This is a genomic window from Pseudoxanthomonas sp. JBR18 (assembly GCF_028198165.1).
In the GTDB taxonomy this organism is placed as follows: Bacteria; Pseudomonadota; Gammaproteobacteria; order Xanthomonadales; family Xanthomonadaceae; genus Pseudoxanthomonas_A.
Genome location: NZ_CP116339.1, coordinates 1,304,893 through 1,330,895, shown reverse-complemented (window position 1 = coordinate 1,330,895; position 26,003 = coordinate 1,304,893). Strand labels below are relative to the sequence as shown.

The following is a 26,003-nucleotide window of genomic DNA, read 5'->3' as shown; positions in this document are numbered from 1 at the left end:
CATGACATCCCGCAAAAAGGACATTGGCATCTCGGCGGGGGCGGCCAAGCACCTGCCCGCTGGCCCGGACGTGCCGGTGTACTGCAAGGCGCGCGACTACGCGCCGGACACGGTGATCGGCCTGCACCACCACCCGGACCGCCACCAGCTGGTCTATGCCGAGGGCGGCGTGTTGGTGGTGCGCGCGGGCACCGGACGCTGGGTGGTGCCAAGCACGCGCGCGCTGTGGATGCCGGCGGGCATGGGTCATGTCGTGCACTGCATCGGCCTGGTGCGCATGCGCAGCCTGTACATCGTGCCCGGCGCGATCTCGCAGCCGCCGGCGGGCCCGTCGACGGTGTCGGTGACGCCGCTGCTGGCCGCCTTGATCCACGCCGCGGCGGAGGTGCCGCAGCCGTACCCGACGGACTCACGTGACGGCCGGCTGATGCGCCTGATCCTGGACGAGCTGCAGACCCTGCCGGTGCTGCCGCTGCACCTGCCCGAACCGCGCGATGCGCGCCTGCGCACCATCGGCAGGCGCCTGGAACAACGGCCCGACGATGCCTCCACCCTGCAGGACTGGGCCGCGCGCCTGAAGGTCGACGTCAAGACTATCCAGCGCCTGTGTGCGCGCGAGTTCGGCATGACCTTCGGCCAGTGGCGCCAGCAGGCGCGGCTGTTGCGCGCGCTGGAACGCCTGGCCGTCGGCGAGAAGGTGATAGATGTCGCGCTGGCGCTGGGCTATGACAGCCCCAGCGCGTTCGCGACCATGTTCAAGCGCCGTTTCGGACAGACGCCGAGTCAGTTCTTCCGTTGAGTGCGCCGGTCCCGCGCATCGGCGGCCACAGGCGCACGCCCAGGGCCGCCAGCGAGGTCAGGGTGGCCAGGCCGACCACGCCCATCCAGCCGGCCTGGGCCAGCGCCCAGGCGCCCAGCGCCGCGCCGGTGGCCATGCCGATGAACACCCCGGTGAAGAACACCGCATTGAGGCGGCTGCGGGCATCGGGATCCAGCCCGTAGTAGATGGTCTGGTGCGAGACCAACGTGGCCTGCACGCCCAGGTCGAAGCCAATCGTCGCCACGACCAGCAGGGCCAGCTGTCCGTGCACCGACAGGGTCGGCATCAGCGCCAGGCTGGCGAAGGAGGCCACCGCCAGGCCCGCGCCGGCGCGGGTGACGAAGCCCGGACCGCGACGGTCGGCCAGGCGACCGGCCAGCGGCGCGGCGATCGCGCCCACCGCCCCGGCCAGGCCGAAGGCACCGGCGACCGTGCTGCCCAGTTGCAGCGGCGGCTGGGCCAGCATCACCGCCAGGGTCGACCAGAACGCGCTGAAGCCGACCGACAGCAGCGCCTGGGCCAGCGTCGCCCGGCGCAGCGCCGGGTGCCGCTTCCACAGCGTGCCCAGCGAGCGCAACAGCGCGCCGTAGCCCAGGTGGGTGGTCGGTGCGAAGGCCGGCAGCGCGCGCCAGGCGGCCACGCCCACGCCCAGCACCAGCGCGGTGGCCACCAGGTAGACCGCGCGCCAGCCCAAGTGTTCGGCGATCAGTCCACTGGCCACGCGCGAGAGCAGGATGCCCAGCAACAGGCCGGTCATCACCGTGCCGACGATGCGGCCGCGGTGCGCCGGCGGAGCCAGCACCGCGGCGGCCGGCACGATGTCCTGGGCCAGCGTGGCCACCAGTCCGGTGGCCAGCCCGGCGACCAGCAGCCAGGTCAGGCCGCCGGCCCAGGCGCTGGCCAGCAGGGCCAGGGCAAGCAGGGCGGATTTGGCCAGGATCACCCGGCGCCGGTCGTAGCGGTCGCCCAGTGGGGCGAGCAGGGCGATGCCCAGCGCATAGCCGAGCTGGTTGAGCATGGGCAGCAGCCCGGCGGCGGAAGCCGGCACGCGCAGGTCGCGCGCGATCACTTCCAGCATCGGCTGGCTGTAATAGAGCGAGGCGACGGCCACGCCGGCGCCGATGGCCAGCAGCAGGATCAGGGAGCGCGGCAGGCCGTCCGGATGGGTATTCGTTATATGCATGGCGGACATGGGGGTTTCCAGCACGGTGGAAAGCATGGCGCGCAGTCTGATCTTGGTTCTGAGAGCGTGGTAGCCTCGCCGGCCGGACAAGTTTTATACGCAGCACGTATGAAAGAGCCTGCCCTGAGCGTCGATCGCCTGGCCCTGATGCAGACCTTCGTGCGCATCGTCGAGGCCGGCAGTCTCTCGGCCGCGGCCACCCAGCTGGGCACGACCCAGCCCACGGTCAGTCGGCGGCTCAAGATGTTGGAGCAGTTCCTCGGCCTGCGCCTGCTGCGCCGGTCCACCCACGCCATGACCCTGACCGAGGACGGCCGCCGCTGCTACGAGCAGGCCAGCGAGCTGCTGCCGCGCTGGCAGGCGATGGAGGACGGGTTGCGCGGACGCGAGGACGAGCCGCAGGGCCTGCTGCGCGTGGTAGCCCCGCACGCCTTCGGCCAGTCGCAGCTGGTGGTGCCGTTGACCGACTACCTGCGCCGCTGGCCGCAGGTCTCGGTGGAATGGCTGCTGCACGACCGCAACCCCGACTTCATCGCCGAGGGCATCGATTGCGCCATCCGCGTGGGCGAACTGCCTGGCGATGGCGTAGTGGCCTCGCGCATCGGCCAGGTCCCGCGCGTGGTGGTGGCAGCGCCCAGCCTACTGGAAGGCCGCCCCAGGCCGACCACGCCCGAGGCGCTCGCCACCCTGCCATGGCTGGCGATGCAGACCTTCTATCGCAACGAGGTGGTCCTGCAGGAAGGTGGGGACGGGCGCGTGGCGCGCTTCCCGATCCGCCCCCGCCTGAGCACCGACAGCCTCTATCCTCTGCGCGAGGCGGCGCTGGCTGGACTGGGCGCGGCGATGGTCTCGGCCTGGGTGGTGGCCGAGGACATCGCCCAGGGCCGGCTGCTGCACCTGGTCCCGGACTGGCGCCCGGCGCCGCTGCCGGTGCATGTGGTCTATCCGTATGCGCGCTACCAGCCGGCCAAGCTGCGCCACTTCATCGCCGCCATGCGCGCGGCCGACCAGGTGTTCAAGCTGCCGATGCCGTGAGCGGTCGCCGATCAACGTGACAGGCGCGTCACCCGCACGCGCCTAGCCTCGGGGCAACGACTCGACATCTGGAGACATCATGCTCAAGTGGGCTCTCATCTTCGCCATCATCGGCGTCATTGCCGGCGTGCTCGGCTTCGGCGGCGTTGCCGGCGGCGCGTTTGCCATCGCCAAGTTCCTGTTCTGGGCGTTCATCATCATCGCCGTGATCCTGCTCGTGCTCGGCGTGACGGTCTTCAAGAAGGTCACCTGACCCAGGACGTGCGCGTCTTCACCGGCGCGCTCGCCACCTGCTTGACGCTTGCGGCTACTGGAAGCCGATCGACAGGCCCAGCCCGCCCTGCCAATCCGGCGCATCCGCGGCCGTCCCGCGCAGCAGCGACACGTCCAGCTGCGCGTGCTGGCCCAGCATCCAGGCCATGCCTGCGCCCGCCGCGCGTGTGCTGTCCGGGCCATGGCCGATCCCGGCCTCCACGTAGGCCTGCCAGTGCTCGCCACCGACAAACGTGTAGTTGGGCGCGAAGGTCCAGCTGTGTCCGGCACGACTGTCGGCAAGCTGCGCATAGAGGGCCAGGGCGCGGTCCTGCGGCAGCGTCCACTCGCCCGTCAGCGCGATCGAGCGCAGGTGGTCGTCGCTGCCGTAGGTCCGGCTGCCGCTGTCCAGATCGGCCTGGGCCAGCAGCGCCCAGGCGAAGCTCTCGCGCGAACTCGGCAACACCACCTTGGCCGCCAGCGCAGTGCTGCCGGCCCCATGGCCGCGCAACGCGTCCGGGCCGGTATCGCGGTGCCACACCTGCGTGTCGCTGGAGAGCTGCAGTTCCAGCCGGTCGCTCAGTCCCAGGCGCAACACGGTGCCGGCATCGTATTCGCGCTGGATCCCGCCATCGCTGCGTTCCCAGCTGACATCGGGCAAACCTTGTTCCCAGGCGAATCCGCCGCGGCCCAGGGTGCTGGGCGAGAACGGAATCCCCGGGCGATCGAATTGAATGTCATCGGCTGCCGCCGCCCAGGGCAGGACGAGCAGCAGGGCGGCGCCGCACAGGCGCCAGCGGGGACGGAACACAGGCGCCATCGCGTGGCCTCGAACGTATCGGGGCCGGCGATTGTGGCCGGCCCCGCCTGTGCAGCGCGTGCAGGCGCGCGTGGCTTACTCGGCCGGCAGCTGCATTTCCTGCAGCAGGGCAGGCGCCGGATAGACCTTGGCCAGCAGCCAGCGGATGTAGCGCGCGTCGACATGGATGGCCCGCTTGTAGCGCGGGTCGTACCACCAGCTGGCGCTGACCGCTTCCCAGTTGCTGTCAAAGTTCAGCCCCATCAACTCGCCCTTGGCGTTGAGCACCGGCGAGCCGGAATTGCCGCCGGTGGTATCCAGGTTGGTCAGGAAATCCACGGTCTGGGTCTTGAGCACCGGGTCGGCGGTGCTGCCGAAATCGCCCTTGGCGATGGCCTGCAGCAGCGGCGCAGGCGCATCGAAGGGCGCCACGCCGGTGTTCTTCTCCACGATGCCGGCCACCGTGGTCACCGGGGCATAGGTCACCGCGTCACGCGGGTTGAGCGGGGTCACCCGCCCGAAGCTCACCCGCAGCGTGCTATTGGCATCGGGATAGCTGGCGCGGCCCTGTTTGGCGCGCCAGGCCGTCAGCGCCTGCATGTACGCCGGGCGCAGGCGCAGCTGATCGCCCTCGCGGGCCTTCCGGGCATCGTCCAGCTGCAGCTGCGCAGGCACCAGCTTGGCCGCCAGCGCGATCAGGGGATCCTCGGCCAGCGGCTTGCCCTGGCGCGCGGCGGCAAAGCGCGACAGGCGCTCGGCTTCGGTCCCCAGCGCGGTGTCGGCGTAGAGCGCATCCAGCGCCTGGGCCAGGCTTTGGCTGGTGCGGCCAAACGCCTGGTCGAACGCCGGCACGCGCTGCGCCTCGGGCAGTTGCTGGTAACGAGAGAGCAGGACGGTCAGCAGCGCCTGCTCGGTGGCCGGGTCGTAGCGACGCTGGACCTGCTTGAGCATGCCTTCGATCAGCGCCTGGTCGCGCTGCTGGTAGCCGGTGTCGCGCTCGGCGTCGGGCTTGGCCGATTCGATGCGCAGGCGCTCAAGCGTCAGCGCCGAACGCATCAGCTGGGTCTGAGTGGCGATCAGGCCCAGCAGCAGGTCGCGATCGCCCTGGGCGCCGCCTTCGGCCAGGATCGTCTGCAGCTGCGCGATCTGCTGGGCGCGCGCGCCGCGCGTGGCGGCCAGCATGCCGGCTTCGTCCTCGCCGCGCAGGCGTACCGCATCGCTGCGCAGCAGGCCCTCCAGCTCACCGGCGGCGCGCTTGCGGTTGTTCTTGAGCGATTGCAGCAGCGAGGCATAGCGGGTGCGCGCGTTGGCGTTGGCCTTGCCGGCTTGCTCGATGGTGTCGATCATCGCGTCGAATACCGCCACCCGCGCCGGCAGCACATGTTCCACCTGGGCCTTGAACTCGGCCGCGGTGCGGTTGCGATAGGTGGTGCCTGGATATCCGGCCAGCATCGCGAAGTCGCCTTCCTTCGGTCCGTCCACGGCCACCTTGAGGAACGCAGGCGCCTGGTAGGGCACGTTGTCGGCACTGTAGTCGGCCGGCTTGCCGTCCCGGCCCACGTAGGCGCGCAGGAAGGTGAAGTCACCGGCATGGCGCGGCCACATGAAGTTGTCGATCTCATCGCCGTAGTTGCCGATGGCGCGCGGCGGTGCGTACACCAGGCGGATGTCGCGCAATTCCAGCTGGGTCATGCGATAGAAATCGCTGCCGTAGTTCATGCTGGCCACGCTGCAGCGCACATGGCCCTTGGCCTCGCAATCGGCGACCAGGCGCTTGCTGGCCTGGTCCACCGCGTCAAAGTAGGCGCGGCCGGTCTTGCCCTTGGCCTGTGCCAGCACCTGGTCGGTGACCTTGTCGAACGCGGTGGTCACCAGCACCCGGAAGTCCGGGTTGGCCGGCAGTTCGCCGGCGCGATCGCTGGCCGCGAAGCCATCGTCGATCAGGTTGGTATCGGCCTTGGTGTTGTACTGGATCACCCCGTAGGCCACGTGGTGGTTGGTCAGCAGCAGGCCATCGCCCGAGACGAACGCCCCGGTGCCGCCGCCGACCTTCACCACCGCGCTCAACGGTGCCTGGGTGACATCGGCCAGGTCCTGCGGATTGCCGCGGAAGCCGGCCTCGCGTAGCGGGTCGGACAGGGCCGGCAGCTGCGAAGGCATCCACATGCCTTCGTCGGCGCGGGCGGTGGAGGACAGCAGCAGCGCCAGCGAGGCGGCCAGGGGCAGGGTGCGGGTCATGCGATGGGCCAGGGCGAGTCGAACGTGGGCGCGACAGTAGCGGCCGCACGGGACGCGGGCAAACCCCAGGCGCATGACCGTACGGTCATCGTGCGTCCTGACCGCCTGCTGCAGCTGCGCGCAGGCGTGTGCCTCGCCAGCAAAAACCGCAATGCGGCAAGCGCGGCCTCCAGCGTCCGGCACTGCCAAGCCTGGGCCATGCCCGGAAGCGGGTGCATAGCGGCCTGCTTACCCAGGTCAGGCCGCCGACCGTCGGGGAGAGGACGAACGCCGCTGCGAGTGTTAGCGCGTCAAAAGACACGCGCACTGTCTTGCCACGGGAGCAGCTCCGGCGCGCGAGTCGCGACATCCCGGCAGCGTGGCTGGGACGGGCGGGCCGCGGCCGCTAGAGTGTGCGTCCTGCAAGAGACCGCCATGCCCAGTACCCACCTGCTGCTGTTGATCGCCGACCTGGCCGGCACGTTCGTGTTCGCCATCAGCGGCGCGACCGCGGCCATGCGCCGCCGCCTGGACCTGTTCGGCGTGCTGGTGCTGTCCTTTGCCGCGGCCAACGCAGGCGGCATCGCCCGCGACCTGCTGATTGGCGCGGTCCCGCCCGCGGCGATCCGCGACTGGCGTTACCTGGCGGCCTCGCTGTGCGCCGGCCTGATCACCTTCAGGTGGGCACCGCTGATCGAGCGGCTGCAGACCCCCGTGCGCATGTTCGACGCCGCCGGCCTGGCGCTGTTCGCGGTGGCCGGCGCGGAGAAGGCGCTCGCCGCCGGCCTCAATCCGCCCATGGCCGCGCTGCTGGGCATGCTCACCGGCATCGGTGGCGGCATGGCGCGCGATGTCCTGCTCACCGACGTGCCCATGGTCCTGCGCGCGGACCTGTATGCGGTGGCCGCCCTGCTCGGCGCGGGCGTGGTGGTGATCGGCGCCATGCTCGGGCTGACATCGGCCGCGACGATGTTTGTCGGCGCCGCCTGCTGCTTCACCCTGCGCATGATGGCCATCCGGCGCGGCTGGCAGCTCCCGGTGGCCGGCGGCCGCCACGCGGACAAGCGCGACGACGCGCCGCGCAGGTGAGAGCGCTGATCGAGCACGTGGTCTTGCCGACACTGTAGATCCGCTGCAGCCCTGGGCACTGGAGCTACAGCAGCGCCAAGCCCACCACAAGGCAACGGCGGGCGTGGCCAACAAGCTCGCCCGCAGGCTGGGCGATCGATCATCATGGCGCGGCCTTCGATGCGTGTCAGGTAAGCCACAAGCCACATGCGCAGCATCCGCGCATGTAATCAGCAAGCTGCTTCAACTGGTCTCAACGCTTGACCTTGAGCAGTACCGCACGATCAACGTCATTAAGCCGCGCCGCGAAGTGGCGTCGGCTTGAATGAATTGTTAGCTGCGTCCATGCATAGCCTCTTCTGCGATCTTCTGAGCTTCCTGGGCGCTCAGGCCATGATAATAGTGGACGGCTAGTGGATGGTCGCTTGGTTGCAACTCAAGATATGGTCTCGCGTTTGCATTTCTAGGCCGCACATTTGTCTTTAGGTTGATTGTGTCAGGGTAATACGGAAGGCGATTGCTAAACCAGCCAAAGTAGCTGTCTGATTCATCATGCTCGCCCCAGGTTGACGTGTACTTGTCAAAGCTCTCTTTGCTAAGGGAAACCCAGAAACCCCCATAGGAACGGCTCCTCAGCTCCATTGATGGGAAGCTCCAAAACAACCCGAGCAAAGTAGTCAGTGCCTTCCGGGTGGTCGATCTTGCAAAGGTCGTCGTTGATCTGCGCGATTGATTGCTTGTCATGCTCTGACAAGTGGTCAAAGGGCATTGGGGTCTTGTACCCGAAGCTGGGCGAGCCCTCATGCCGCTCTCCGCAGCATGAGCAGGTAAATGCAAAGATCGCGGCCATGTTTGCTAGCAGCTAACGCCGGAGTTAAGCCGAGCCGCCAAGCGGCGTCGGCTTGAATGAATTGTTAGGCGGCTCACGGTCCACTAGGCGGGTACTCTGGGAGCTGAGAAATGCGCATTGCACCAATGTCAAGGCTAGTTGAGTGGCTGGATGCGGAAATCTCCGCAAGGTGCGTCTCCATGCTTGCTAGGCGCATCTCGTATTGCTGCATGAAGGTCAAGGCATTGCCCTCCAAGCGAAAAGGCTTACCGCTAGGCTTAAGCCAGATCAGGACGAGCAGCACGATGACTATCCACTCAAACATACTCATACACTTAACCTCAGTCAGAGATGGCGGCTGGAAAGCCGCCTAACGCTTGAATTAAGTCGCGCCGCGAAGCGGCGTCGGCTTGAATGAATTGTTAGACCGCTCATGGCGCATCCGCAAGCTCCGATGGTGATGCTGGGTCACCGCCGCGATCCCAGTAGAACAGCCAGCCGTCCTCCGCGAAATGAGAAACCCGCGTAGCCGCAAAGCGCATGGCCAGGATAACGGCTTGCCAAGCGTCAACACCAGCAATGCTGTGGACGCGAGACTCCAAAACGCCGAGTGAAACAGCGGCTCGCCACTCGCCGCCAGGCGCTAGTGTCGGTGTACCCACGCGCAACACCACCTCATGCTCCGTGCCGTCCGGCGCAACGGAAAACCAAGTTCTTTCAGCAGCTGGCAGTGTTGTTGGCATGAGCGGTCTAACGCTTGAGTTAAGCGGCGGCGAAGCCGTCCGCCTTGAACGATTTGTTAGGCCTTACGCAGCCCAGACATTACACCGTGAACGTGCTGAGCCACCAATGAGTTGTAGACCGCAATGTTTCCAATGGAATAGTCATTCAAAGTGCCGCTTCCACCAATACATTGCCAAGGCTCAGCGATGAAACAGCTGCCATAGGCAATGGCACCTAAGCGCTCTACTAGTTGGCGGACTTTGGTCAATTCCAACACTTGCTCAAGTACGCTGCTCTGAGGAATGAACTGCTCAAAGAACCACTCCGTACTTCGGTCGACGAACGTCGATTTTCCACGTTGAGTCTCAAAATAAAAGACAGACTCGTGCTTTTGCGACCAAAAAAAGAAATCTCCAAACGCGGTATGAGCTAGCGGCGTCGCATCGTGACCTAGCAACCACTGCCAGCTTTGCGCGAGTTGTTTCGATAGCTGCTGACCAAGCACGACCAATAAGCCTTCCGAGTAGACCCCCGCGCCAGGCGCATTTGAATAGAGCGTGGTCGAAGCTGGCCCATCCGCGTTACTTGAGCTCAGCACCAGTGACGTTTGGAAGTCCATGCTTTTAGGCCCAACGCTGGAAATAAGCCGTGTCGCGAAGCGGCATCGGCTTGATTGAATTGTTAGGCGCTTGCCCGCAACGCCGGATTGTTTACGCTGACAACAACTCCATGTGCGACAAGGTGTGATCCCTCGTGAACCGAGAATTTAAAGCCAGCGAAAAGGCGCCCGGCCTGGAGCTCCGGAGCGAGTAGCCAGAGTTGTGCCCTCGCAGTTGTCCCTGGCGCTACAGACTCAACGCCAATGTACTCATGATGCGCGTCGTTGAACATGCCCTCAAGGCCGAAATCGTGTTGCGGCCTGTAGCCAGAGCGAACGGCGTTCTTCTTTCCGCCAGCCTCGGTGCTGACGAAGCTAATGTCTGCTTCGATATCTGGCGGATGTGGAGGTCTAGCCATAGCGCCTAACGCCTGAATTAAGCCGAGCCGCGAAGCGGCTTCGGCTTGAATGAATTGTTAGGTGCTGACCGCACCCGTATCAGCTGCGCTTTGCCAAACGACGCGGCCAGGGCCATTGGAACCTGGGAACTGCCAGCCCATATGAGTGACTGTATCAATCACGGAGCAAGCAAGTTCAGCCGTGGCCTTTCTGAGTTGCGCTAGAAAATCAACGCCGATGGGCGTGTCAAATACTTCGCCTTGCTTATTCACGAAAAATGGAACGCTGAGCCCACCCAAGTTTGGCGCGCCCCACGATCCGTGACATATGGCATTTCGAGTTCTACAAGCCTCACGAAGGTCATCCAGGAGGCTGTCGAAATTTTCTATGTCTAATCCGGGGTGATCCCGAACCGCCTTTCCGTAAGTGTCGATGAGGCCTCCCAGAGGGTCTGAGAGCGAACGCGTAAGCTTTGGAACCCAAGCCTCGTATGCGGCCACGATCTCGCTGTCTTTGTAAGGCGTAGTGGCTGTGACAGCAAAGATTGCTTTTAGCAAGGTCTCTTCTAGAAAGCCGAAAGCTCCCACCGCACGGCCGAGCGCCTCCCAGAACGCTGGCGAATGGACGTGAGTTGGGAAGTAATCGGCTAGGCCAGAACGCTGAACAACGTAGCCCGTAGCTTTTTCTTTCTTCAACGGCGATACCTCTTCACTCAGCACCTAACACCTGAATTAAGCCGCGCCGCGAAGCGGCGTCGGCTTGAATGAATTGTTAGGCGGCGCTCACGTAACCGCCCGGCTGATGTTGTTGCCACGCGTACCAGTGGCAAGGAACTCGAACGCTTGGGGGAAACATTGCTCAATTCTATCGAGGGTGCGCAATGAGGATTGCTGCGACCATAGCGAAATGGGAACCCACCAGGGCTTGCCCCAGAAGTGATAGTACTGGGATCGCCTAGCCACAAGATTGCTTGACCATACAAAGTCATGTGGCGGCTCTGCCATGCGCCGGGAGAAGTGAATCTGAAGCCGAGGTGCTCCGTACTTGTCAAAGTTGAACGAGACGGACTCGACTAAGGAGTTGGACCAGCGCTCCAACTCGATCTCACGGCCCGAAACAGGCCAATCAGGTTGACGGAGCGTGTGATCAATCCAAAGAAAGCCCTCCATTTCAAGCAATGGAACCAAACGGGTCTCCACGATTGAGGACAGAAAGCGAGTTTGTGCAGGCGCGAGCTGCTGCCACTTTCCGAAGCGCGTCTTGTGATTTGAATTGCCCGGAACCATCCGTGCCGCCTAACGCCTGAATTAAGCCGAACCGCGAAGCGGTTTCGGCTTGAATGAATTGTTAGAGTTGATGCCCTGAAAGGTGAAATAGAAGGCCGTGCTGCCGATTATGCCGAGGGCGCCGGCATTGAAAACAAGCTGAAGATAGTCAATCCAGTCGGATCTCAATAGGCTATTAGCTAACAATGCAATGGGCACGGATCCGATGAGGGATCCCGCCAAAAGCATTGAGCGAAGCACGAATTTGTTAGTACGTAGCAGCCAGAGTGACACCGGCAAACCAAGAATAACTGCATGAGCAATGGCGAAAAGCATGCAGAATCCGACTAGGGCCAGGAAAGAAATGATGTCTTCGCTGCTGCCTAGTCCTTTTCCGTTCAAAGCCATCGCAGCAGAAACAAAAGCCAGGGCTGGCGCAAGTGCTGCTGCCAGAATGGCCGTTACAACTGCTACAAACGTTCTCATCAACTCTAACACTGGAAATAAGACGAGCCGCGAAGCGGCTTCGGCTTGATTGACTTGTTAGGCCAGGACAGCCCAACACAGGTGGCCGGCTTGGCGTGAGAGCCAACAGGCTGATTGTCTGGTGCTGCGTCCGATGCAGGGCTTGCCACGTTGGCCGTCCGATGAGGTGACCCGCCAAGTGTCAGCCGGCGCGATGGCTGGTGCAAGCGAGGGCGCCAAGCCAAAGAAGACACCACACGCCTAACGCTGGAATTAAGCCGCGCCGCGAAGCGGCGTCGGCTTGAATGAATTGTTAGGCAGCAGCTGACTCACCGCTGCCACCCCTGCTCTACATTGGCAAGAACCTCACAGTCACAGTAGCCACCGTGCTCGCCGAGCCAGGGAATGACCGTAGCCTCGGGTAAACCGTATGTCTGAAGAAATTGGCGCGTGAGCTTGAGCGAGTGATCGCAGGCAACCGCCAGGGCGCTGTCTAGATAGTCGAACAACTGGGAAAGCTGATCCTGCGAGGTCGGCATTGAAGCGATAGTTTCGGCGCGCTGTCGCTCGGCGATCTCGCGGACTATGGGTTTGCGACGCTCTTGCTCGGTCTTCGAGTGCATTGATCTGCTGCCTAACGCCTGAATTAAGCCGCCCCGCGAAGCGGGTTCGGCTTGAATGAATTGTTAGGGCTCATCGCGCAAAACGACCCGGCAGCGGCTCCTTGGACTTGAGGGCGCCGACCACAGAGTCCGGATTGACCTGACACCAATAGCGAAAGTACAAAGAAGGAACTCGGCCGCTTAAGAGCTGAGCTGTATTTGTCTCAGGAGAGATTATGAGCTTGGGCTGAGGCCACTGCTGGGCCATTACACCAATGCAGTCGTCTGAGCCGGCAACGTCAATTAGCCAAGTCGCGTGGCCTCCGGAAATGCCTGCCAAAGGGCATGCGCGCCAGGCGGCACTCAGCAGTTCGAAGACACTACAAGACTCTGCCACCAAGAATTCTGCCCCGTGTGAGGACAGGTCGTCGCCGGCGCTGACGCTATCTCGATCTGCAGTAACTCTAATGGTGGAAGTTTCTGACATGAGCCCTAGCGCCTGGGTCAAGCCGAGCCGCGAAGCGGCTTCGGCTTGAATGAATTGTTAGCTGCCATTGGCGAGCTGTTGAAGGGCGAACGTGAGACCCAGCAACTCCTCCGGATGGTAGCGATAATCCGCATCTGAGGTGCGAGCGCCGTTGGCAATCCAATTGTCTCCCGCCGCGGCATACTGCGACTCGCTCATGCTGCTGTATTTCTCGTAGGGATAGCGTAGCTGCACAAAATTGCTACTCAGATCCTTGAGCACCCGCAAATGGTCATTAGCAAGAGCGGACGGACCGATGCGCTCTCCGGCGAGTCTCAGTATTTCGGATTGGGTGTCTTGCGGGAGGTTGCTGAAGATTGTGTTGTAGTGGTGATGGTTTGGGGCGGTGGATTGAGTGACCCTCTCCATCACGAGCTTGAGTAGCAGTTCAAAGGCGAGCAACTTTAGAAGATAGGCAGAGTCAGAGCCATCCGAGGTTGTATGAAGCAATTGTGCTGAGGCGAGACGTATCTCGCTTTCTCGGTGCATCAGCTTGTGACGGACTGTTCCCATGGCAGCTAACGCCTGAATTAAGCCGACTGGCGAAGCCAGTTCGGCTTGAATGAATTGTTAGGCATCACCTTGGCTTTACCCAATACTGTTGCTGCATAGCCTCAAGAATATAGGCTAGTAGCAGGTGAAGCCCCGACCTCTCTATGCCCACTTTCCTGCGCTCTCGCCCCCGCAGCCAGCCGGCTACTAGTTTGAGCGCTTCATGGAGAGCAACTGACTGTTCGCTGCCAGTAGGATACAGACTGAAGTCGCAGACCCCAGGTAGCTTGTTATTTATGTCTTCGAGCAGCGTACCCCTTTCTAATCCTTGATAGACATCAGTGAACAAAAGAGCGTCCCCATGACCTTCCTCAACGGCGGAATTTATTTGAAATCCGACAAAGGCAAGCGTGCTTAGCCAAGGTTTATTTTCAGTCACTGGGTACTCCTTATGTGATGCCTAACACCTGAGTTAAGCCGAGCCGCGAAGCGGCTTCGGCTTGAATGAATTGTTAGGCGGCGGCCCCACTAAAGGCAGTCGCCGCTTGTGCAATGGACAAGCAATAAGAATAGCGGACTGACACATACCAGAAGCAAGCCTGCCACCATTGCGCCGAAAAATTTGACGGGCGCGGAAAATGAGCTAAGTGACATGCCAAGGACTGCAGATGCTCCAGGCGCGAGGAACGCGAAGGCAAGTGCTGCAAGAGCGTCGCGGACGAGAAGCGCCCCAGGTTGCGAGAGGGCAACAATAAGTGTGCCTACGCAGGATGCACCTATAACGCCCCAGATGACGAAGGGCTGAGCAGGATGGCGAGCGCGATGGGCTACCGCAACAGCTACGACAATGATTGCAACGCTAATGGGCCAGTAAACAACGAGTGCCGTCGGCGCTGTGGAAAGGACAAAGTCAAACATCAGAGCCGCCTAACGCTGGAAATAAGCCGAGCCGCGAAGCGGCTTCGGCTTGAATGAATTGTTAGGCGCACGACCGAGAAGCCTGAGAACTGCGCGCGGAATTGCCGATGTAGTGTGGATTGTTGCAAGAAGCGTGTACAGCCAGGCCTTTTGCCAACGACGGCGGATCACAAACACGTGCATGTGCAGGTTATGACGTTTGCGAACGAAACCGCCGCTGTGAATTATAACGAATGAGTGAGCGTTGCCAGTGACGCGAACGGATAGTTCATGCGCCTCGGCCATAAAGAAGCTCATAACCGATGGATCAATGCTGGGATGCTCTGGATCACTGGGCTCGTGGCAGAGCACAAAGCAGGATTTGCAGAAAGGCAGCTCGTAGGAGACGAGGAAACACTCTCGCTCCGCGTAACCGGGAGGGGCAGTAATTTTTCTACGTCTGACCAGAATGTTCACGAGTGCGCCTAACGCCTGAATTAAGCCGCGCCGCGAAGCGGCGTCGGCTTGAATGAATTGTTAGGGCGAACTGCCGCCCACTTTTTAGCCGCGATTGCGAAAAAGCCAAGCACGCTGAATTGCCAAAGCGATACCCACGAACAAGAGCGTAGCTGGAAGCCAGACGATTGCAAATACAACAAATTGGAATCCCCAGTTGTTAGCGTAAAGATCGCCACTGGGTGGGCCAGCAAGAAATGCCGCCGTCCTGAAGTAGAACCAAGTTGCCGAGCAAGTAACTGCGAAAACTAGCTGGGCAAGCGCGATCTTCCAGAACTTGAGCGGTTGCGATGATCTTGCCATGTGCGCCCTAACGCCTGACTTAAGCCGCGCCGCGAAGCGGCGTCGGCTTGAAGGGTTTGTTAGACCTGCGCGCCATAGCCTAGCGTGTACTGGTTTGCGACGTGCGCTGTCACACCTTGCCATTGCTGCTTATGCAGCGGGTGGCCTGACGGCGGCACGACAAGTCGTGGCCGTGTTTTAGGACCAGTCAAATGCAGCGTCACCGGCAAATCGCAGGTCTCTGGCAGGTGAGGCAACCGGTTCTGTAAGGTCGCAGGGAATGCGGGCTCTTTGTCCTGCTGAGGATCGTCCCACAGATCCAAGATACGAAAGAACGCCTCCTCTGTGACCTCCGCCCATACGCCAAGGCTGTACGTGACGTTGCGGTCTTGAACCGGTAAGGGAAGAACCGCTCTGACAAAGAATCTGTCATCTCCAATGGACGCCAAATCCTTGTTTTGTTTGACCCGACCGGCTCGCTCAGCTTCTGGTATTTGGTCGATGGGTTCCGGACGAGCAAAGGTCAGCTCCATGTCGTCGAGAGCATGGATCTGCCCGCAGCTGGAGCAAGTCTGTGAGATCGTCATGGGTCTGTCAAAGCAGGCCTAACACCTGAATTAAGCCGCGCCGCGAAGCGGCATCGGCTTGAATGAATTGTTAGGCATGCAGCTAATTAATGCTGAATGCCCTCTTGCCAAGTGTGAAACACTAGGACAATGCCGTCTATCAAGGCTTGCTCAAAGTACTCCAATCCAGAGTCGTCGTCTGCGTAATCCTCCCGGATAGTCGGGTGAACTGCCTCTAGGGATTCGATGCGCCACCCAGCGTCTTGTACTTCCTGAGCCGCGACTGCAAGAGCCTGCTGTTCCGATTTTGCCTCAGTCCAGACGTTGACGAAGGCACCCGAGCTGTGGGTGAAGTTGTCTGTGCCCGGTAAAGGCTGAACCTCATATCTAACAACGTACAGAAGACGCTCCTGCATGCCTAACGCTGGAGTTAAGCGGCGGCGAAGCCGTCCGCCTTGAACGAGTAGTTAGACACGCCGCGATACATGCTCGTGCCACAGTTGCTCGAATGCTGTGCCGGCGATGAGAGTGCCGGTGAACTCAGATGATGCTTTGATCTCTGCCAAGGGCGGAACTGGCAACTCACCAAGCTCGGTACCTTCGGAGTGCCGACCGGGGCGCGCGAAGCCGACCGCACCACTACGGAAAAACTCAAGCTTGCGTACTTCATAGCGTTGCGCATCCAACTCGGAGACGAGACGAATAGGGTCTTGACTCCCCTCGTGGTGCCACATGACGTCGATGTATTCCATGATGTCTAACGCTGGAAATAAGCCGAGCCGCGGAGCGGCTTCGGCTTGATTGACTTGTTAGGCCAGGATGGCCCAACGCAGGTGGCCGGCTGATCTTGCAAGCCGACATGCCGATTGTCTTGTACTGCGTCCGATGCAGGGCTTGCCACGTTGACCATCCGTTGAGGTGACCTGCCAAGTGTCAGGCGGCCCGATGACTGGTGCAAGCGGGAGCGCCATGCCAAGGAAGAAGCCACACGCCTAATGCTTGAGTTGAGTGGCGGCGGAGCCGTCCGCCTCGAACGAATTGTTAGAACTCATAGCTCGATGAACTCCGCCGCTTCGGCGTCGTAAAAGCGAGCATCGAGTGCGCTGCATAGCTCCCGAAGCACAGCGGACTCGCGCGGCCCCCAAACCCCTGATACGGAAATTGCTCTTGGGTCCTCATTCTCGTCGGGCTCCTCCACCTTGAGGGCGAGAGACAAAGAATTGTCGTGCTCAGGAATGCAGCGCTGGATTGCCGCGAGGACGTCGGCTCTTGAGCCGAGCGGCTGCGGCACCCAATCGTGCGACAGTTCTGCAAGCTCTTGAGTGGTGCGAACGATTATTCCGATGCTGGCCATGAGTTCTAACGCGGGAGTTAAGCGGCGCCGGTACGGCGTCCGCTTGGACGACTGGTTAGAGCGCAAACCCGCCGGAGTGGCTCGACGGATGAACAACCTGATAGCGCTCGCTCTTGCCGTGAAACTTGACCACAAATGCTTCTTCGAGCACGCCTCGCAACTTCAGGAACGCGTGCACGCGCTCAAGGACTGGAGACCAAGAGCTGCGGACGTTGATGAAGATGTTGAACTTGCCCTGCCCAATATCGTGGCCATCCACGACGCCATCATTGCTTTGTGAGAACGCCTGAAACAACGTTTCCTCTACTTGGTAGAGGTGGTCTAGGTTGCCAGGCGTGTCCGCTCTGAACTGCACGATTACCTTGTTGGTTGCCATTGCGCTCTAACACCAGAATTAAGCCGACCCGCGAAGCGGGTTCGGCTTGAATGATTTGTTAGAGCCCTGCTCGCGATAGCACATGAGTCAACTCCAACTGGTTGCAGCCATGGTCCTGCAGGATGCCGTCGGCATCTAGCACTCCAACCTCAAATCCCCCCTCAACATCCTCGTAGTAAAGTAGGCCAGATGGCAACTCCGCAACGACAAGAACATGCTCCAACAAGCGGCTACGCTGAAAAGGTACCAAGTAAAAAGGAACGCGATACGAGGCAAATACAATCTGTTGAGCAGGCGAGCAGTTGGAAAACTGATCGGCAACCAGCACCTCAAGCTCAACGACTGTAATGGGCTGCCAAGTTTCCAAAGGGCTCTAACACCTGAGTTAAGCCGAGCCGCGAAGCGGCTTCGGCTTGAATGAATTGTTAGCCCGCGCGCCGATACCAGGCACTAAGCTGACGAGCGAGATCTGGATGTGCAGCCATGATGGCCTCTAGGCCGCGTGGCATTTCTGTAGTGTCACTTTGCTGCGCCAGTTTGGCAGCCAGGTAAAAGTAGCCGGGGAGTCCCCCAGACGCACGCACAGAGTCATACCTATCGCGCAAGGCCTGAAGTAGATCGAATGCCTCAGCGCCACGCGCCTTGATGAGGAGCTGGTCGTAGGCTCCAGCCGTGAAACACTCATTGTGCTGGTACGGAGGCACCTCACCCCGCGATATCGCGTCAGCGATCTTGAGTAATTGGGCGAGACGATCTGTCATAGCGGGCTAACGCTGGAAATAAGCCGCGTGCCGTAGGCGCGTCGGCTTGATTGAACTGTTAGGCTGACGACTGAGGCGGCCGCAGTAGCGATTGAATGTATGGCGAGCTGGAGCCATCCCAGCCGCAGATGACACATTGCCCTGAAACGAACTCATGTGGGCATTCGGGTGTGGCATACAGAATATGAGAGCACTCTGGACAAAGCGACGACATGTTTGAAGCGGTGGCGGCATATTGGCTCTCGCATTCATCGCATTTTCTCAGAATTTTGTCCATTGCGGCCTAACGCCTGAATTAAGCCGAACCGCGAAGCGGTTTCGGCTTGAATGAATTGTTAGAGTTGATGCCCTGAAAGGTGAAATAGAAGGCCGTGCTGCCGATTATGCCGAGGGCGCCGGCATTGAAAACAAGCTGAAGATAGTCAATCCAGTCGGATCTCAATAGGCTATTAGCTAACAATGCAATGGGCACGGATCCGATGAGGGATCCCGCCAAAAGCATTGAGCGAAGCACGAATTTGTTAGTACGTAGCAGCCAGAGTGACACCGGCAAACCAAGAATAACTGCATGAGCAATGGCGAAAAGCATGCAGAATCCGACTAGGGCCAGGAAAGAAATGATGTCTTCGCTGCTGCCTAGTCCTTTTCCGTTCAAAGCCATCGCAGCAGAAACAAAAGCCAGGGCTGGCGCAAGTGCTGCTGCCAGAATGGCCGTTACAACTGCTACAAACGTTCTCATCAACTCTAACGCTGGAAATAAGCCGAGCCGCGGAGCGGCTTCGGCTTGATTGACTTGTTAGGCCAGGACGGCCCAACGCAGGTGGCCGGCGAGGCGTGCGCGCCGACAGAGTGGCCGTCTTGTACTGCGTCCGATGCAGGGCTTGCCACGTTGGCCGTCCGATGAGGTGACCTGCCAACTATCCGCTGGCGCGGTGGCTGGCGCAACCGGGAGCGCCAAGCCAGAGAAGAAGGCACACGCCTAACAACTATTAGGCCCCATAAGCGGGGCGTTCCCCGAGAATATTCAGCACAGCCCCGCCGGTGTCAATCACACCTCGGTTAGCGGAATCAGGGGCTTGGCGGTGTTTGCTCGCCCACCCCACTTCCGTTGGGGCATCGACATCGAGGGTGTATGAGATACGCGTCGGAAGCGTGGGTGTAACGGGCCGCGTCTCGTGGCTCGATTTCATGGGCGGCAACTGTGTGGTGGGCGCGATCTTTCCGATCGGCTGTGCAAGCCAGAGCCGGTCCAGGCATCTCGCCCTCGACGGAGCCAGGCTTGCGTGCGAACCGGCGTTATTCGTCACCACATTCCTGCGCGTCTTTGAGTTCGACCGGGGCCAGCGCCACGCCTTCGCTGGTCTGGCTGATTTTGGAGACAACCAGACGGCAGAACTTGTCCGTGAGGTCCAGGGCCACTTCGTAGTCCTGATCCTTCTCGGGGACGAAGGACACGCCGAAGTCCTCGCAGCCACGGGACATGTGGCTGGTGGCTTCGTAGTACGACCCATGGATGGCGATGGGTTCGCCGGCGGTGATGGCGTACTCGCGATAGAACGCCTTGGCCAGGATGCCGTTGCGCTGCTTGAGATTGATGACGTTGGGGGTGACCGGCATGCCCAGCGAGATGCTCTTCTTGCTGCCGAAGGCGCCGCCGAACCCGCGACTGGAGGGCGTTTCGCTTTCCGCATCGCCGCCGTAGCACATGGTGTTGCGGTAGAACTCCAGGCCGATCACGGCTTGTCCGAAAAAGCGGATGCGGGCCTGGTTGTCGGGATTGACTTGGCGCTGATCCTCGTCTTCGTCATCGTCGCCGAGGGGGAGGGCGGCTGCCGAAGAAGCGGCAGCGAAGAGCGCGGTCAGCAGAAAAAGCTTGGGCAGGAGTTCCATTCTGGCCTCATCGTGATTTTGAGGCACTGATAGCGGCGGCCGGCGGGGATTCTGAAGCGGCCTGATCGACACGGCGCGGTGGATCAGGCGAGCGCCGGCTACTTTTCCTTGCGCCAGTTGAGCGAGCCGCGCGTCTCCACGGTGGAGGATTCGATCTCGGCGTTGAAGCCCTTGCGCAGGAGGTATTTCAACGTGACCACCGAGCCGGAGCCGACCATCGACACGCCATAGCTGACGTAGAGCTTGGGCGAGAGGTACTTGCCCACGCCGAACACCGAGGCGCCCATCGTGCGCGACTCCAGCACGCCGGCATCGTCCAGGCCGATCTTGGCGCCCAGCTGCGAGGCGACCAGGCCGGCGCCAGCGGACAGGGCCGAGGAGGCGGCGCTGACTTGCGCGCTTTCCTGGCTGTTGGCGTTGCTCAGCGGGCGGCCCAGCACTAGGTAGGCCAGTGCGTCGGACTCGGAGGTTTCCGGGTTGGACCACACGCTGGCATGCGGCGCACTGGCGCGGCCGGTGACGTCGATGCCGGCCGTCACCCCGGCGCTGACCACCTCGCGCTCGGCGCGGATGTTGATGTTGGGGTCGGAGACGTCGTCGTTGCTCCAGCTCAGCTCGCCACGGGTGATGGAGAGCTTCTGCCCGTAGGCGGTGTAGCGCCCGTCCACGTTGAGCTGGCCGGTGGCCGACATCGCGCGTCCGGCGCGCGAGTGCACGCTCATGTCGCCCTGCAGCGTGCCGTCCAGGCCGAAGCCATTGAGCTTGACCGCATTGCCCAGGCTGATGGCCAGGTCCAGCTTGAGCAGCGAGCTGCCGCCTGCTTCCGGATCGGCCGGGTCCAGCACCACCACGTCCTCGGAGGTGGACACGCCCTCGCTAAGTTTTTCCAGGTTGATGGTGGCCGAGGGCACGGTGACCTTGCCGCCCACGCCCAGCACGTTGTCCTGCAGGGCGATGGTCATGTCCGGGGCGACCACCGCACGCAACTCGGTGGTGTCCGAGGCCAGGAAGTTCTCGCCGCGCACCTTGAACAGCAGGGGTTCGTCGCCGCCCTGCCAGCCGAGTGAGCCGTCGATGGACAGGGTGCCGCCGGTATCGCCGCCGCCGGTGGCCGACTGCGATTTCATGCTGCCGGTGATCTTGGCCGAGCCGTCGGACAGGGCGGTCAGCTGCGCGGCGCCATCGACCAGGGTGATGCCCAGCGCCGGCAGGTCGCCGGTGAACTCGCTCAGGTCCGCCTCGCCGCTGAGCAGCGGTGTGCCGCGGGTGCCGGCCAGGCCGACGTGGCCCTTGAGCTTACCCCTGGGCCGGACCAAGTCCGGCGAAAACAGCTCCAGCCAGAACAGGCGGTCGTTGTAGAGGTAGATATCGCCGCTGAGGGGGGCGAAGTCGTCCCAGCCGGTGTCAAAGGTGGCGTCCACGTAGCCGTTGCCGGCAAAGCCGGTGCCCAGGCGGCCGTGGATGTGCTGCGGGGTCATGTCCACGTCGATGCTGAAGTGGTCGTAGTGCACGATCTCGCCGCGCGTATTGCGGCCCATCTTCAACCCGCCGTCCATCGAGGCCAGGTGGATCTGGCCCTGCCAGGCGTTGCCCTGCGGCTTGAGGTTGGCGTCCAGCGTCATCTCGCCGCGCAGGGTGAGCGGGCGTCCGTCGCTGGGCGCGAGCCACGGCTGGATGAGGGTCAGCGGCAGCTTGTCCGAGTGCACGCTCACCCCGTTGCGCGGCCAGTCCGCCGACAGGCACAGGCTGCCATCGTCGGCACCGGACAGGCAGCTGTCGGACAGGGTGAAGGCAGTGCCGGACTGGGTGAAGCGCGCCGGGTCGGTCAGCGCCCAGGCATCGCCCTTGGACGGCACGAGGCGCAGGGTGTCCAGTGCGCCGGACCAGCTGCCGTCCTGGGCCTGCCGCGCCTGGCCGCCGAGGGTCAGCGAGACGGTGGGGTTGTCGGCCCGCACGGCCAGTTCCAGATCCTGCACGGCGCCGCGCGCGTCCACGGCCAGGGTGTCCAGCAGTAGACCGGCCTGCACGCCGGTGCCGCGCAAGGCCAGATCGCCACCGCTGCCCTTCCACGGCAGGCGGCCGCGCAGGCTGAAGGTGTCCGCCGCGTAGCTGTCGAGTTTGAGGGCGTTGCCGGACAGGTCGGCGTCCAGCGTCGGTGCAGTGCGTGCGCCGCTCAGCTTGAGCGTGCCGGACAGACGGCCGGTGGCGCCCGGCAGCAGGTCGGCCAGCTGTAGCGGCGAGAGATCGGCATCGATGTCCAGCGTGTCGGCGACCGAGCCCTGCGCGCGCAGGTGGCTGCTGCCCAGGGTCAGGTCCAGCTTGCCGTCGCCATTGGCGCCCTGCACGGTGAAATTGCCGCTGCCGGACAGCTTGCGGTCGCGCAGCCGGCCGCCAAGCCTGGGGATGTCCAGGCTGGCATCGAAGCCGCTGCCCTTGCCGGCCGCCGGATCGCGCTGGGCGCCCTGGCTGGCCAGGGTGCCGGTGACCGCACCATCCCAGCCGGCGGCGAAGTAACCCGGGTCGAAGCCGTCCAGGGTCGCCTTGACGTCCCAGGACAGCTGCGGTGCCCAGCCGACCTGGCCGGTGACGTCCAGCGCGCCGGCCGGCGTGGTCGCCTTGAGCGTCTTGAGCAGGACCTTCTCCAGGTCGCCACGCCCGTCGAAGTCGACCTTGGCCGTGTCCTGCCCGCGGGCCAGGTCGGCCTTGCCGATTGCCACCCAGCGCGCCTTGCGCCCGGCCACGCCCAGGTCGGCGTCGGCGCTGATGTGCTGCTCGCCCGCGCCCCATTGCAGGTCGCGCGCGTTGACCGCGAACTTGAAGGTCGGATCGGCGGTGTCGGCGAAATCGGCATGGCCGCGCAGCGTCACCCGGCCACCGAGCAGCTGCACCGCCAGCGGTTCGACGGTCAGGGTGGTATCGGCGATGCGCACGTGCGAGGGCTCGATCACCACGGTGTTCTCGCCCTGGGTCGCCGTGCCGCTGACCGCCGCGCCGCCGTCGGTCCCGCTGGCGCGCAGGTCGAAGGCCAATGGCGGTGCATCGGCGGCACCCACGCCGAACAGCGCCAGGTCCAGCTGCTTGCTGCGCGCGCGCAGCGCCCAGTCCGGCTTGCTGGCGCCACGCACGTCCAGGTGCACGCGCACCGGCGCCGGCGCGTTGCCGCCAATGGCGACCTCCATGTGCCGGACATCGCCGCGCGCCACCAGGCCCAGGCGCGCCGGGGCCTTGCCACGCTGCGCGGGGAAGCCGGCCGACACCGTCAGATCGGTGTCGTAACGGTCGCCGGGCCGGTAGTAGCCGTCCACACTGAAATTGCCCAGGTTGGTGCGGGCCTTGATTGCGGTCGCCTCGACGTAGCCATCGCCCATGTCGATGCCGCCGCGCAGGCTGCTGATGTCCATCACCTGTTCGCCGCCGGAGGTGTAGACAAAGCGATCCACCACCAGCTGGTCGGCCTGCAGGTCCAGGGGGAGTTCGATCTGCGGCATCACCTCCGGCCAGCGCGGCAGCTCGAAGGGCTCATCCGGGCTGGGCGCCATCTCCAGGTGCGCATCGGTGATCTGCAGGCTGTCCAGGCGCAGGCGCCGGCCCAGCAAGGGGCGCAGGTCCGGGTCCAGGGTGATCCGTTTGGCGGTGAAGTCGATCGTGTCGTAGACGAAGTGCACATTGGTCAGCGTCAGCGGGCCGGCCAAGGGTCCTTCCGCGCTGTCGTAACTCAGCGTGGCCCCGGCGGGCAGGCGTGCCTTGACCTGGGCCAACAGCACGTCGCGCCCGGCGACGGTCTGCAACAGCCAGTACAGGGCCACGGCCAACACGACCACCAGCACGCCGGTGCCGATGGCGCTGCGGATGGCCAGCGTGCGCATGCGGCGCCGCCGCCGCGCGCGCAACTCGGCGATGCGCGCCTCGCGCTCTTCCGGGCTCAGGTTGGGATCGATGCGCCGCTTCACAGCGTCGCCCCGATGCTCAGGTACAGCTGCACCACCGAGTCGGGGTCGTCCAGGCCGTGGGCGATGTCCACCCGGATCGGGCCGATCGGCGACTTGTAGCGCACCCCGATACCGACACCTGTCTTGAAGTCAGGCGAGTCGTCGTAGGCGCTGCCGCTGTCGACGAAGATCGCCCCGCCGAACGGACCGCCCTTGTAATAGTGCTCGTATTCGACGCTGCCGGTGACCAGCTTGCTGCCGCCCACCGAATACTCGCCGCCGTCGGTCTCCACCCGCGGGCCCACCTCGCGGTACTGGTAGCCGCGGATGCTGTGGTCGCCGCCGGCGTAGAAGCGCAGGCTGGGCGGCAGCGCGTCCTGGGAGCCCGACGTGGTCTGGCTCAGTTCGCCGCGCACGATCAGGCGGTCGTTGTCGCCCAGGCCCCGATACCACGTGGCGCCGAGCTGGATCTGGGCGAAATTGGTATCTGAGCCGGCGCCCTCCAGCCCGCCGCGCAGGGTGGCCCTGCCCACGTAGCCGCTGCGCGGGAACAGGCGGTCATCGACGTTGACGTACTGCGCCTCCACCTGTGGGTAGACGTAGGTGGCATAGCGGTACGGGCGGCTGGCCAGGGCGCCGTCGCCATCGTCGGCGATCTGGAACAGCCAGCGCTCGCGCAGCGCATGCACCGAGGCGGTCAGCGTCCACTGATCGTTGAGCTCGCCGCTGCGGCTGCCGATCAGCTCGACCCGGCGCGTGTCGATGTAGTCGGTCTGTTCGTCGTAGACCTGCGCGGTGGCCGCGTACCAGCCGTCGAGCCACTTGAACGCGGGGATGCGGTAGGTGGTGGTCAGCGACTTGCGGTTCTGGGTGTAGTCCAGCAGCGTCTTGAGCTTGTGTCCGCGCGAATTGACGTAGCGCCGCTCGACGCCAGCCAGGAAACCCGCGCCGTACTCGGTGCCGTAGCTCACGCCGGCGGTATAGATGTTGCGCGGGGCCAGCTTGAGGTTGACGTCGATCGGCACGCGGCCGTCGACCGCCTCTTCCGGATTGGCCTGGATGTCGATGCCGCTGAAGTAGTCCAGCTGCACCAGCGACTGGCGCAGGCGGTCCAGCTTGCCCTGGTGGTAATAGCTGCCTTCCTTCCAGTACACCAGCTTGTCCAGCAGGCCGGGGCGGAAGTAGTCCTGATGGAAACGCGTGGGTCCCATGTCGTAGCGGATGCCGCTGATCCAGGACAGGTCGATGTCGGCGGCGTGCTCGGCGCGGGTGACCTCCACCTTGCGGTCCATGAAGTCCGCATCCAGGTAGCCGCGCTCGGCCAGGCGCCGCACGATCTTGAGCTTGCTCGCCTCGTAGGTCTGGTGGTCGAAGATGTCGCCCACGCGCGGGGTGAAGGCGGCCAGGTCCTCGGCCAGGTAGCGGTCGTTGCCGCCCTGGCCCTCGATGCGGATATCCGCGTCGCGCACGCGCACCGGCTCGCCCGGGGTCACGGTCACGGTGATGGTCATGTGGTCGGCCGGCCGGCGTGGGCGGCGCGGCTGGTCCTGGGCTTGCCCCGCCTGCGCGGAGGCGGCGGTCGCGGCGCGGTCGTCCTGGGCGTCGGCCGGGGCGGTGGAGGTGGTCACCTGGCCGTCGGCATCGCGGCTGTCGCGCTCGACCCGGCCTTCCGGCTCGCTGGACGTGGCGTCGTCGGGATCCCCATCGTCCTTGTCGTTGTCCTCGGCTGCCTGCACCGTCTCGCGTTGCGGGCTGGCGGCGCCGGGCTCCGGCTGTGGCGTGTCGGCGTCCGCGGCCTCCTGGCGCTGCGAGCTGACCTCGATGGTGGGCGTGTAATACCCAAACGGCTCCAGCGCCTTGGCCGCCTCGGCCTTGGTCTGGTCCATCAGGTATTCCAGGCGCGCCTCGCCCAGGCGCTTGCCCAGGGCATCGTTGAAGGTCAGCGAGACGCGGATGTTCTCGGCCATCGCGCGCTCGGTGTCGTTGTCCTCGTTCAGGCCCTTGATCTGGACCTTGTCGACGATGACCGCCGCCAGTGAGGCCGTGGGCAGCAGCAACAACACGGCGGCAATGGCAAACGGGGGGAAAAAGCGCATGGGCGGAGCATACCCGGCGCCTCGCATCGGCCGGGTTAAGGCGTCATGAGGGCGCGCCCCGGC

General features: G+C 63.3%; 22 protein-coding genes. 4 read left to right on the top strand and 18 right to left on the bottom strand.

Annotated features, from left to right (window positions below; genetic code table 11):
- Nucleotide 1 precedes the first annotated feature (1 nt).
- Complete coding sequence (locus tag PJ250_RS06150; RefSeq protein ID WP_271647689.1) at nt 2–799, top strand: AraC family transcriptional regulator; 798 nt, start codon at nt 2–4, stop codon at nt 797–799.
- Here PJ250_RS06150 and PJ250_RS06145 read toward each other — a convergent pair.
- Entirely contained in the window at nt 756–2,039 is a 1,284-nt protein-coding gene (locus tag PJ250_RS06145; RefSeq protein WP_271647687.1) for an MFS transporter, read from the bottom strand. The genes PJ250_RS06150 and PJ250_RS06145 overlap by 44 nt on opposite strands.
- Before the next feature lie 72 nt (nt 2,040–2,111).
- On the opposite strand from PJ250_RS06145, the gene PJ250_RS06140 reads away from it, so the two are divergent.
- Together PJ250_RS06140 and PJ250_RS06135 are read left to right on the top strand one after the other, a co-directional pair.
- Nucleotides 2,112–3,038, top strand: coding sequence for a LysR family transcriptional regulator (locus PJ250_RS06140; RefSeq protein WP_271647686.1), 927 nt, complete (start codon nt 2,112–2,114; stop codon nt 3,036–3,038).
- Nucleotides 3,039–3,117: 79 nt separating this feature from the next.
- Nucleotides 3,118–3,291 (top strand): DUF1328 domain-containing protein, encoded by a 174-nt coding sequence (locus tag PJ250_RS06135; protein WP_271647685.1) that lies wholly within the window; start codon nt 3,118–3,120, stop codon nt 3,289–3,291.
- 54 nt (nt 3,292–3,345) lie between these two features.
- Here PJ250_RS06135 and PJ250_RS06130 read toward each other — a convergent pair whose 3' ends face one another.
- Both PJ250_RS06130 and PJ250_RS06125 read right to left on the bottom strand, forming a co-directional pair.
- Nucleotides 3,346–4,101, bottom strand: a complete 756-nt coding sequence (locus PJ250_RS06130) for a transporter (protein ID WP_271647684.1) — start codon at nt 4,099–4,101, stop codon at nt 3,346–3,348.
- Nucleotides 4,102–4,185: 84 nt separating this feature from the next.
- Nucleotides 4,186–6,327 (bottom strand): S46 family peptidase, encoded by a 2,142-nt coding sequence (locus PJ250_RS06125; RefSeq protein WP_271647682.1) that lies wholly within the window; start codon nt 6,325–6,327, stop codon nt 4,186–4,188.
- A gap of 414 nt (nt 6,328–6,741) precedes the next feature.
- Between PJ250_RS06125 and PJ250_RS06120 the strand changes: the two genes are divergently transcribed.
- Nucleotides 6,742–7,395, top strand: a complete 654-nt coding sequence (locus PJ250_RS06120) for a trimeric intracellular cation channel family protein (RefSeq protein ID WP_271647680.1) — start codon at nt 6,742–6,744, stop codon at nt 7,393–7,395.
- Between the two features lie 1,607 nt (nt 7,396–9,002).
- Here the strand turns inward: PJ250_RS06120 and PJ250_RS06115 are convergent.
- The 15 genes from PJ250_RS06115 to PJ250_RS06045 all read right to left on the bottom strand — a co-directional run bounded on the left by PJ250_RS06115 (nt 9,003) and on the right by PJ250_RS06045 (nt 25,940).
- A complete protein-coding gene (locus PJ250_RS06115) occupies nt 9,003–9,545 on the bottom strand; it encodes a T6SS immunity protein Tdi1 domain-containing protein (RefSeq protein WP_271647679.1) in 543 nt (180 codons plus the stop codon).
- A gap of 455 nt (nt 9,546–10,000) precedes the next feature.
- Nucleotides 10,001–10,642, bottom strand: coding sequence for a hypothetical protein (locus PJ250_RS06110; RefSeq protein ID WP_271647678.1), 642 nt, complete (start codon nt 10,640–10,642; stop codon nt 10,001–10,003).
- A gap of 588 nt (nt 10,643–11,230) precedes the next feature.
- Nucleotides 11,231–11,674 carry a hypothetical protein gene (locus PJ250_RS06105; RefSeq protein WP_271647670.1) on the bottom strand — a complete coding sequence of 148 codons (444 nt, stop codon included), beginning with the start codon at nt 11,672–11,674 and terminating at the stop codon, nt 11,231–11,233.
- Between the two features lie 308 nt (nt 11,675–11,982).
- Nucleotides 11,983–12,276: a DUF2695 domain-containing protein gene (locus PJ250_RS06100; RefSeq protein ID WP_271647677.1), complete on the bottom strand. Its 294-nt coding sequence runs from the start codon at nt 12,274–12,276 to the stop codon at nt 11,983–11,985.
- Nucleotides 12,277–12,799: 523 nt separating this feature from the next.
- Nucleotides 12,800–13,294 (bottom strand): hypothetical protein, encoded by a 495-nt coding sequence (locus PJ250_RS06095; RefSeq protein WP_271647676.1) that lies wholly within the window; start codon nt 13,292–13,294, stop codon nt 12,800–12,802.
- A 64-nt stretch (nt 13,295–13,358) separates the two neighbouring features.
- A complete protein-coding gene (locus PJ250_RS06090; RefSeq protein ID WP_271647675.1) occupies nt 13,359–13,712 on the bottom strand; it encodes a hypothetical protein in 354 nt (117 codons plus the stop codon).
- Nucleotides 13,713–14,200: 488 nt separating this feature from the next.
- Nucleotides 14,201–14,647, bottom strand: a complete 447-nt coding sequence (locus PJ250_RS06085; RefSeq protein ID WP_271647674.1) for a hypothetical protein — start codon at nt 14,645–14,647, stop codon at nt 14,201–14,203.
- 401 nt (nt 14,648–15,048) lie between these two features.
- Nucleotides 15,049–15,555: a DUF2199 domain-containing protein gene (locus tag PJ250_RS06080; protein ID WP_271647673.1), complete on the bottom strand. Its 507-nt coding sequence runs from the start codon at nt 15,553–15,555 to the stop codon at nt 15,049–15,051.
- A gap of 446 nt (nt 15,556–16,001) precedes the next feature.
- Entirely contained in the window at nt 16,002–16,286 is a 285-nt protein-coding gene (locus PJ250_RS06075; RefSeq protein WP_271647672.1) for a DUF6881 domain-containing protein, read from the bottom strand.
- Nucleotides 16,287–16,582: 296 nt separating this feature from the next.
- On the bottom strand, nt 16,583–16,888 hold the full coding sequence (locus PJ250_RS06070; protein ID WP_063670503.1) for a hypothetical protein: 306 nt from the start codon (nt 16,886–16,888) through the stop codon (nt 16,583–16,585).
- A 55-nt stretch (nt 16,889–16,943) separates the two neighbouring features.
- On the bottom strand, nt 16,944–17,264 hold the full coding sequence (locus PJ250_RS06065; protein WP_271647671.1) for a hypothetical protein: 321 nt from the start codon (nt 17,262–17,264) through the stop codon (nt 16,944–16,946).
- A 1,056-nt stretch (nt 17,265–18,320) separates the two neighbouring features.
- Complete coding sequence (locus PJ250_RS06060; protein WP_271647670.1) at nt 18,321–18,764, bottom strand: hypothetical protein; 444 nt, start codon at nt 18,762–18,764, stop codon at nt 18,321–18,323.
- A 557-nt stretch (nt 18,765–19,321) separates the two neighbouring features.
- Nucleotides 19,322–19,915, bottom strand: a complete 594-nt coding sequence (locus tag PJ250_RS06055; RefSeq protein WP_271647669.1) for a hypothetical protein — start codon at nt 19,913–19,915, stop codon at nt 19,322–19,324.
- Between the two features lie 98 nt (nt 19,916–20,013).
- Nucleotides 20,014–23,865: a translocation/assembly module TamB domain-containing protein gene (locus PJ250_RS06050; protein ID WP_271647667.1), complete on the bottom strand. Its 3,852-nt coding sequence runs from the start codon at nt 23,863–23,865 to the stop codon at nt 20,014–20,016.
- Complete coding sequence (locus tag PJ250_RS06045) at nt 23,862–25,940, bottom strand: autotransporter assembly complex protein TamA (RefSeq protein ID WP_271647666.1); 2,079 nt, start codon at nt 25,938–25,940, stop codon at nt 23,862–23,864. Before PJ250_RS06045 ends, PJ250_RS06050 begins: the two co-directional genes overlap by 4 nt.
- Nucleotides 25,941–26,003 lie beyond the last annotated feature (63 nt).